The sequence below is a fragment of the Larkinella arboricola genome, assembly GCF_003259745.1.
GTDB lineage: Bacteria > Bacteroidota > Bacteroidia > Cytophagales > Spirosomataceae > Larkinella > Larkinella arboricola.
Map to the genome: position 1 here is coordinate 1 of NZ_QLMC01000025.1, position 7,777 is coordinate 7,777.

Consider the following 7,777-nt stretch of genomic DNA (forward strand, 5'->3'; position numbering starts at 1 on the left):
CTGATTTTCAACAATTTATTAGTAATTAACCAATCTTGATAGTAAGCAAAAAGTATATTTATAGTATAAAAAGCCTTTTTTTAGGATATTTAGGCCATATTTAGTATACTTAGCTGCTTATTTATGGAAGCAAAAGCCAGTAAATCCGTCCGCTTCAATTCAGATACTGATCTGAAATTCAGTAAGTTAAGTGAAAAGCTGGGGCGCAGTAAACAGGAGCTGTTCGGTCAGATGGTGGACTATTTCTACAAGTCTAAGAAGGATCCGGGCGATTTGAACGACGAATTGCTCAAGAAAGAGCTAGGGCAAGGCATCAACCGCATCATCGCTTTCATCAAGACCCAGGAGAAGGAAGCTCTAACCCCCCTGATGGTCGAACAACGGGAGCTGCAGCGCTCGTTGGCTGGATTCCGCGAGCAGTTTGAAGCCCTGTTCAGTTTTGATGAGCAACACTATGTGCATGGCTACTACCTGAAAACCCAGCAGGAACGCCAGAAAGAAAACAAGACGCTGCTCGAAAAACAGGAGGAATTAGAAGAACAGCAGGAGAACATGGCCGCTATGCTGGAAAATCTGCTCGCTGAGACACGATCCTACCAAAAAGTACAAAAGGCACAGCGCGAAGAGAAGAATGTCTTAAAAGGCCGATTTAGGGCCTTACTGGAAACTTACATCCAGCAGCGGGAAGCCCTGAATGCCCTAACGCAGGGGCGGGCCGTGAAGGATTTGCAGGAACACATCCGTAGCCAGGTCGATCAGTTGTAATCTTTTACCCCTTTCCAACATGCCCCATATAAACATTACCACCAGCGCCACGGGCAGCAATGCTGGCAGTTGCAGCGCACTGGTCGATTATCTGGAGAAGGAGAACCGGCTTCGAACGGATCAGCAACCGGAACGGTGGTTCAACCAGCAACGAGCGGATATCCAGCCCTCCGAGGTCCGGCAAGGCATCGACGGCAATACGGCCAAGCTCAAGCAGACGGAAGCCAAGTTCTACCTGATTAACATCAGCCCCTCCCAGAAGGAGCTGCAACACATTGGTAATGACCCCCAGAAGCTGAAAGACTACGCCCGCAGCGTGATGGTTGAATACGCGGCCAACTTTCAGAAGGGATTAGGGCCGGATGATGTGAAGTGGTACGGCAAAGTCGAATATAACCGCAGCTACAAGTGGACCGACTCGTCGGTCCAGCAGGGAGTAAGCCAGCGGGGGGAAGCCAAAGCGGGCTATCAGATGCACGTGCAGATCATCGTCAGCCGCAAGGACATGCAAAACAAGCGGCTGCTGAGTCCGCTAACGAATCACCGGGGCCAGGGCAAGAGTGTCGAGCACGGCCGTAAGTTCGGTCAGTTCAACCGGGTTGCGTTTAAAGAGCGTTGCGAACGGGCGTTTGACCAGCGGCTGAACTACCGGCGAGAGCTGGACGAGAGTTTCCGTTACCAGAACACGATGAGCAACGGCACCGCTCCGGAGCGGGCGGCCCTGACGCTGGAATTACGCGATGTGCAGCAGGAGCGCCAGCAGCAGTTAGCTGCGGATCTCCGGCGGGCGGAAGAGTTACGCATGCAGCGGGAGCAGGCCCAGAAAATGGAGTTAAGTCAGCAATTTGAACTAACCCGACAGCTGGAGCGGCAACATAACCGGAGCTTGGGTTTAGGGATGTAAGGTATCCTCGTTTTCATATCCTTTTCAATCGTATCTAATATAAATCAAATGAAAAAATAAAGTAAACATAGCAGTAGAGCCTAAGACGATAAGTTACAGACTATAATCTATGACTACTCTTCAAATCGTTTTCACTGCCAAGTAATTGGTACATTTTTTAGAGAAACCCGATCCCCGTTAATGTTAATAATTAGTGTACTAAACTTACTTACTGTAGTTGGTACATCATTCATAATAATTTCAGCATAAGTTGGATCTCCTGCAACTGTTTGCATACCTGGGGTTGTATATTGATCTTGCCCTTCTCCTTTTTTATCACCTAGTTTCCCACGAATAGCGTAATAAGTTTTGCCTTGAAATGTACCAATACTTTCGAGCATGTAAAGATATTCACTTCCATCATAGCGTTCATTTGTTGATAGAAATTTGACCGTTACCAATTTAGTTTTTGAGTTCCCTACAACTCTCTTGATTTGAAGGTAATGCTGTCCTTGTCTGGATTCTGATATCGTTGGGAGAGGAAAAATATCCTCTTCTTGTAATGGAGTAGATGGTGAGAGATCTTCTTGTTTTTTTAGTTCTCCTGTGTTCTCCTGATTACAAGGTAATGCATTATAACGTTTTACAAGGTCATTATAAGAATTTATTAAGCTATCATGTTGTTGGACAGATACAGTGAGCTTCCGCTCGGCTTGATTTGTACTTTGCTTAGCAGTTACAAGCTCCTTTTCTAAATCACTGTTCAAATTAGATTTTTGGCTAGCTATCAAAGCTGCAATTATTGTACCCGACCAGCCAATTACTGCTACAACAATAGTAATGAAGTTACTCTTAGAGTCAGCCATGTATAAATTTGATTTATAAGTATAAATAAAAGGTTGATAATTAATGTATTAACTAGATTTTTATCAAAAGTAAACCTCGTTTTTATTCCTTGTATAGCAATGTTAGATAATTGTACTATTCTAAGGGGTGTTGTATAACTACCATTATGTTAAGAGATTTTTCTAAGATTGACTGTACTGTCAGAGACAAACTCTCGGATGCTAGCCATTACTGTTGTTATTAGCTAACTCTAAAAATCTATTGAAACTTCCTTCGCTCTTTTTAAGAGCCTCATTTATAACTTCAAAAGGAGTGGATAGCTTAAAACGCCTTTTCCCTTTTCCCCCTCCTATGTAGTCAACTTCTTGAAGTATGTTATTTTCAATAAGAATTGGAATCAAGTCTTGAATAAAGTATTCTCCACTGCTACCTAAACGCATTCTGAAAATGGTGTCGTTTACCTGTGTAGATCGTAAAAATCTCCTTAAGGCTCGATCGACTAAGTCTAAGTCTCTATCTATTTGTACTACCCTTCTTTCTATTATCTCATCGTTAGATGACCTTATAGTGAACCCTAGATTTTCAAGCTCCAAATTTATGTGGTATGGATCATAATAATCAACCTCTAAATTTGTATTGTATATTCCAGCAATTAAGCAGTCTTTAAGAATTACATTTTCAATAGAGGCACTATTGTCATATTCTAATCTATCGAAAGTACAGTTGTCAAAAATACAGTTATTGATACTAGATACCTTCAGACTTGTAGACTGAAAGTAAGAATTTTTTATGATAACTCCACTTAATTTTACAGTACTTAATGCATCTGTAGGAAATATATAATTGTCTATCATATCGTTTTCTAAAGATTCATTGTTTATTAATTTTATAGATACAAGTCCGTTGTTTTCACGAATAAAAGACGTTGACCCTTCCCCAACCTGTATTGTGTTTAATAATTTTAAGTAATCTGATATATCTACTTGTTGGCTTTTTAAAGAAATTACAATTGTTTCTCCTGTTTGATAGCTAATAACCCCTTTTCGCATTAAATGCTTTATTTCAAGTGCTTTCTTTTCTTGAAATCTTTTTGCAAAAGCAATGCCTAGAAAGTATTCTTTGAACTCATCGTGGTCAAATCTGTATTGATTTTGATTAATATCTGATTTGATTATGAGAGCATGTTGTTTGAGTCTCTCCTTAACCTGTCTGCTCAATGAAGCTGATAAGTTGAGAGACTCGCAGTAGATTTCAGCAATTAAGTCTAATACAGATTCTTGTAAGGAATCTGTGTTGTTCAACCACATTTCTTCTGCAATCGTTGATAAAATATCGTAATGTTGAGATTTATTAAGTAATGGTTTAAATGGCTCACCAGACCTATCTATCCATTTCGTTTCCGCTTCTCGTTTAATAATTGCATCAACAAAAACAGGAAAGTAATTACTGGTCGTCTCTAGAGAGCTAGATATATTTTGTATATCATTAGCATCTTTGACAACATCAAGGAGCTGATTAACGAGTACAGGGCGTGTTAGTAATGGATGCGAATTTGTTAGTTTTCTTTCTACGATCTCATATATCTCTTCTCCTTCTTCAATATTTCTGAGTATAGAATACTCTAAGAACTTGTTTTTATCCCAACGATTAATTGAAATTTTTGAAAACGAAACAGAATTAGTGCCTATAGAATCAAACAGTCTTGCTTGTGAGTTGAAACTCTTATAATCGAAATAAGCTTTTCGTGCAGCAATTAAAATAGAGCCAGAAGAATTCAGTTTGCTCATCAAAGAACCAGTAGCCGACAAGGCTTCACCTGTACTACTTTCCATAAACATTTCCTCAAATCCATCGAAGCCAGGGATAATTACACCAAGTCTTATTAACTCTATAAAAGAATCATAATAAAAAGATCTAAAGCGTAATCTGTTGACTAAAGAAGCAATGACAATATCATCAAATCTTAGAAATGGTCTGCCGCCTAAAGGTATGGGAATGAGAAGCCAATTAGTACTCTTGTTTATATAGTTTTCAGCTTGCTTTCTAGCTAGTTCATTAATTATCGTCGTTTTTCCTTCTCCTGCATCTGAAGTTAGATATAACACATTGGATGTGCCAGGAATAGGCTCGCCAAGTTTTTTTTGTAGCTCTTCAACTACATTTTCTGTGTATTTTTCTGTCTCTGTAGGATCAATTTCTATGTCGTCTAATAATTTACCTGTGGGATTGACGAATGAATCAGATTTTCTTGTGTAATCAATAATTCTTTGAGCTAACTGCTGTAAATTAGCAATTCTATTCGCTATCCAATATAGTACCTTTTCTTCAACCTCATTTTCTACTATATATAGTTCGCCGTCTTTATTTTTTATAGTGGCTTGAATAGTTTCTCCACGGATTGCAGCTAGTATCTCTCCTTTATTTATTATAACATCTGATTGATTATCAGCGAAAGAAATTAGAATCCTTTTTAAGTCGCTTATATTCATTATTGAAGTTGTTTTTGAAAGTAGTTTGAATTAGCTGTGTTTAAGTAAAAAGGATTTGTCCGTCTACCTTTTGTATGAATATGAAATATTTTTACACCGCTATATAATGCTGTTAGTATGCCAGGCCAGAAATCATCATCAGAAGATACTATGGCAATATTAGATTTTACTGTATTTGTATTTGCCGAATGAATTAGGTCTGAAGTCAGCATAGTATCAACTAGTTTCTGCTCGCGCCTATAAAAAATATCACTAGGGCTGATAGTATTACATGCATTACAAATATCATTTTTTACAAAGTTGTACACTTCTTTAGTTGGACAACCCGTCTTTAGACATCCGCTAATAGAAAATGGATCATGGCAGTGTAAGCCTGTCGGAGCACCTCTCGTTCGGAAAGTATGAAATAGATGATTATGAGGCTGAGATATTAAACTATATGCCATCTCTATATTTACTATTACTTTGTTCGTTCTATCATTCAAAAGGATTGGTCTTGGAAAGTTTGCTGATACTTCAATAGATAAATCTTGCGCTGCTCTAGAAAGCTTGTTGTTTTCATACCAACCTCCATATAATCTTAACAGAATATTTCTACCATTAAGATCTTTATAGGCTACAGTATCAATTATCTTTTCTGTTACATAAACTAAGCCTTTATTTCTATCACCGCGTTCTAAATTGTCATAATCTACTAGTATTATATTAGCCATTTTTGATGTACTTGTTATTAATTATTGCAGAACTATTAAAGGATAAATTGATGTGTTTTAGAGTAATAATACTAAAGAATTGTTATTTAAGTCCAAGTTTTATAACCAAATAGGCAGTTATTGCAGATGATACTATAGCCCAAAAAATGGTTTTAGCTCTTTCGCGAGTAGAACCGATTATGGTTTTCTTTTTTAACTCTTCGTAATAGATTTTACCTTTTACTGTTAGGTCAATCTGATATATGCATTCTAATGAGGGATTATTTTCTGCTGTACGCCATTCTATTTTAATATATCCTTCCTTCTCTAGCTCCTTAAAGTTATGATAAGGAGAATTGAAATTATTAATCTCTTCTTTATTAAAGCATATGACTAAACCATCTAAGCGATGTAAAGCGTAATTATGGGCATAGTCAAGCAACCCTTGTATAGAGTCAAATCCTGCAGGATGTTCCCATATTAGTGATTTTCTAATTAATCTCATATATGATGAGTGATTGAATTTGGTAGTGCAAGAATTGGTTTTTGTACTACACGTTTGTTGTAGCCTGATTTCTTCGTACTTATGTGCTGTACACTTGTATGACAGAAAGTATATGGCGACTAAAAACAGTATGACAGAAAGTACTTTAAGCGCTACATCTACCGATAAGCCGGTAAAAATGGGTCGTCCACCCCGTGCTAAAGCGGCGCCAGTACCTTGGTCTATCCGAGGGGTTGAGCCAGATACCAGGCGTGTTATTGAGAAAGCAGCCGAACGCACAGGTAAAACCATAGGGCAATACTTGAATGAGGATGTTCGTGGATTTGTCCAAGGACAACTCACTCAAAGCCAGTTACCATCTGCTCCCTTAGATATTCAGAATCAAATAGACCACCTCACTAAGATGGTTGAAGCCTTGACTAACAGAATGCCAGAGCAAGGTAAAAAATCTTTTTGGCAGCGTTTGTTTAGTTAAGCAGACCGTTCTATAAGAGATGATTTAGAACGCAGATCCATATCGCGGTTGCATTCATAGAATTCCTATTTAATGATTTCCCTTGATTTCTAAGCCAAATACTTTGGCTGTGTAACTACCTATATTCTTCACCTTGCCATCAACTGCTTTAGTATGGATATCATAGAGCTGTCGGTTAATAGTCTCAATAGAATGCATACTTAGCACTTGATCAGCTTGATCTGGCCGTAATCTGAACTGCTTAATAAGTCGTTCATGTATGTTTGATGTTTGGATAGATTCAGGTTTGGCTTTGTAGAATACTTCAAATTCAACCTCAACGACGGGTTTACGACCCCTTCCTGGCCGGTCGCCATAAATTGGTTTATAGTTAAATGTGAGGTCAGTGTGGCCATTAATCTCTTTTGCAGCTATTTCTAGCACTCTTGTCTCAAATTTGGTCCACGTTGGGTAACTATCTTCTCCGCTCTTAGGATCAATAATGCCCAGCATTGTTTTTAATTCTACCAGATTACGACAAAATGTCTTATTCTGCATGTTTTTATACATACAGAGTATCTCATAAATACGTTTTGCGTAAGCTGAGTTAAGGGAGATAGCTGCTGCTAGTTGTATTTTAGTGAATCGCTGACTTAGATCAACATAGAAAGGCCGTACTTTCTGTGATAGTTCAAGTTCAATGATGCCATTACCTTGTTTGTATTCAGCTGATGCAAAGAAAGTAGCTTGCAGCAGGTTACCGTTGGGTAAGGTAGTTTGAAATACTCGTCCTACGAGCTTTTCTGTCGCCTTTTTATAAGTTTCAAACTTCAATTCGTCTGAGCCTGCTAAGGATGCCATTTCCTTTATCGATACTTGATACATCTTTGTAGGAAGGTCTTCTTTTCGTACTTGAGCAACAACCATGTATAGTATGTTCTTCTCTGCTTCGGTCATCTCATAACGAGCAACCGTTAGTACGTTATCTTGCCAAATTTCTACAGGTCTGGGCATAATTATTGGGTTTATAGACAAATATAAAAAATCTCTTTAAAAAAACTCGTACTATTTTAAATGCGTCTTTTCTACCGACCAAACGCGTCTTTATTAAGCTTATTTCACCGACCAAACGCGTCTTTATTA

The 7,777-nt window shown here is 38.3% G+C and carries 8 protein-coding genes; 3 read left to right on the plus strand and 5 right to left on the minus strand.

Annotated elements, in window-relative coordinates; genetic code table 11:
- Positions 1-123 precede the first annotated feature (123 nt).
- The gene (locus LX87_RS28310) at positions 124-765 is read left to right on the plus strand and encodes a BfmA/BtgA family mobilization protein (RefSeq protein ID WP_111631664.1); all 642 of its coding nucleotides are present in this window, start codon (positions 124-126) and stop codon (positions 763-765) included.
- A 19-nt stretch (positions 766-784) separates the two neighbouring features.
- Positions 785-1,669, plus strand: coding sequence for a DUF5712 family protein (locus LX87_RS28315; RefSeq protein ID WP_111631665.1), 885 nt, complete (start codon positions 785-787; stop codon positions 1,667-1,669).
- 131 nt (positions 1,670-1,800) lie between these two features.
- On the opposite strand, the gene LX87_RS28320 is transcribed toward LX87_RS28315, so the two are convergent.
- From LX87_RS28320 to LX87_RS28330, 4 genes are all read right to left on the minus strand, one after another.
- The gene (locus LX87_RS28320) at positions 1,801-2,514 is read right to left on the minus strand and encodes a hypothetical protein (RefSeq protein ID WP_111631666.1); all 714 of its coding nucleotides are present in this window, start codon (positions 2,512-2,514) and stop codon (positions 1,801-1,803) included.
- A 201-nt stretch (positions 2,515-2,715) separates the two neighbouring features.
- Positions 2,716-4,983, minus strand: coding sequence for an NACHT domain-containing protein (locus LX87_RS28325; protein WP_111631667.1), 2,268 nt, complete (start codon positions 4,981-4,983; stop codon positions 2,716-2,718).
- Positions 4,983-5,696: a hypothetical protein gene (locus LX87_RS28695; protein ID WP_146624608.1), complete on the minus strand. Its 714-nt coding sequence runs from the start codon at positions 5,694-5,696 to the stop codon at positions 4,983-4,985. Before LX87_RS28695 ends, LX87_RS28325 begins: the two co-directional genes overlap by 1 nt.
- Positions 5,697-5,778: 82 nt before the next feature.
- Positions 5,779-6,180 carry a hypothetical protein gene (locus LX87_RS28330; protein WP_111631668.1) on the minus strand — a complete coding sequence of 134 codons (402 nt, stop codon included), beginning with the start codon at positions 6,178-6,180 and terminating at the stop codon, positions 5,779-5,781.
- Between the two features lie 130 nt (positions 6,181-6,310).
- Between LX87_RS28330 and LX87_RS28335 the strand changes: the two genes are divergently transcribed.
- Positions 6,311-6,655 carry a hypothetical protein gene (locus LX87_RS28335; RefSeq protein WP_229310872.1) on the plus strand — a complete coding sequence of 115 codons (345 nt, stop codon included), beginning with the start codon at positions 6,311-6,313 and terminating at the stop codon, positions 6,653-6,655.
- Positions 6,656-6,724: 69 nt separating this feature from the next.
- Here LX87_RS28335 and LX87_RS28340 read toward each other — a convergent pair whose 3' ends face one another.
- A complete protein-coding gene (locus tag LX87_RS28340) occupies positions 6,725-7,648 on the minus strand; it encodes a replication initiation protein (RefSeq protein WP_111631669.1) in 924 nt (307 codons plus the stop codon).
- Positions 7,649-7,777 lie beyond the last annotated feature (129 nt).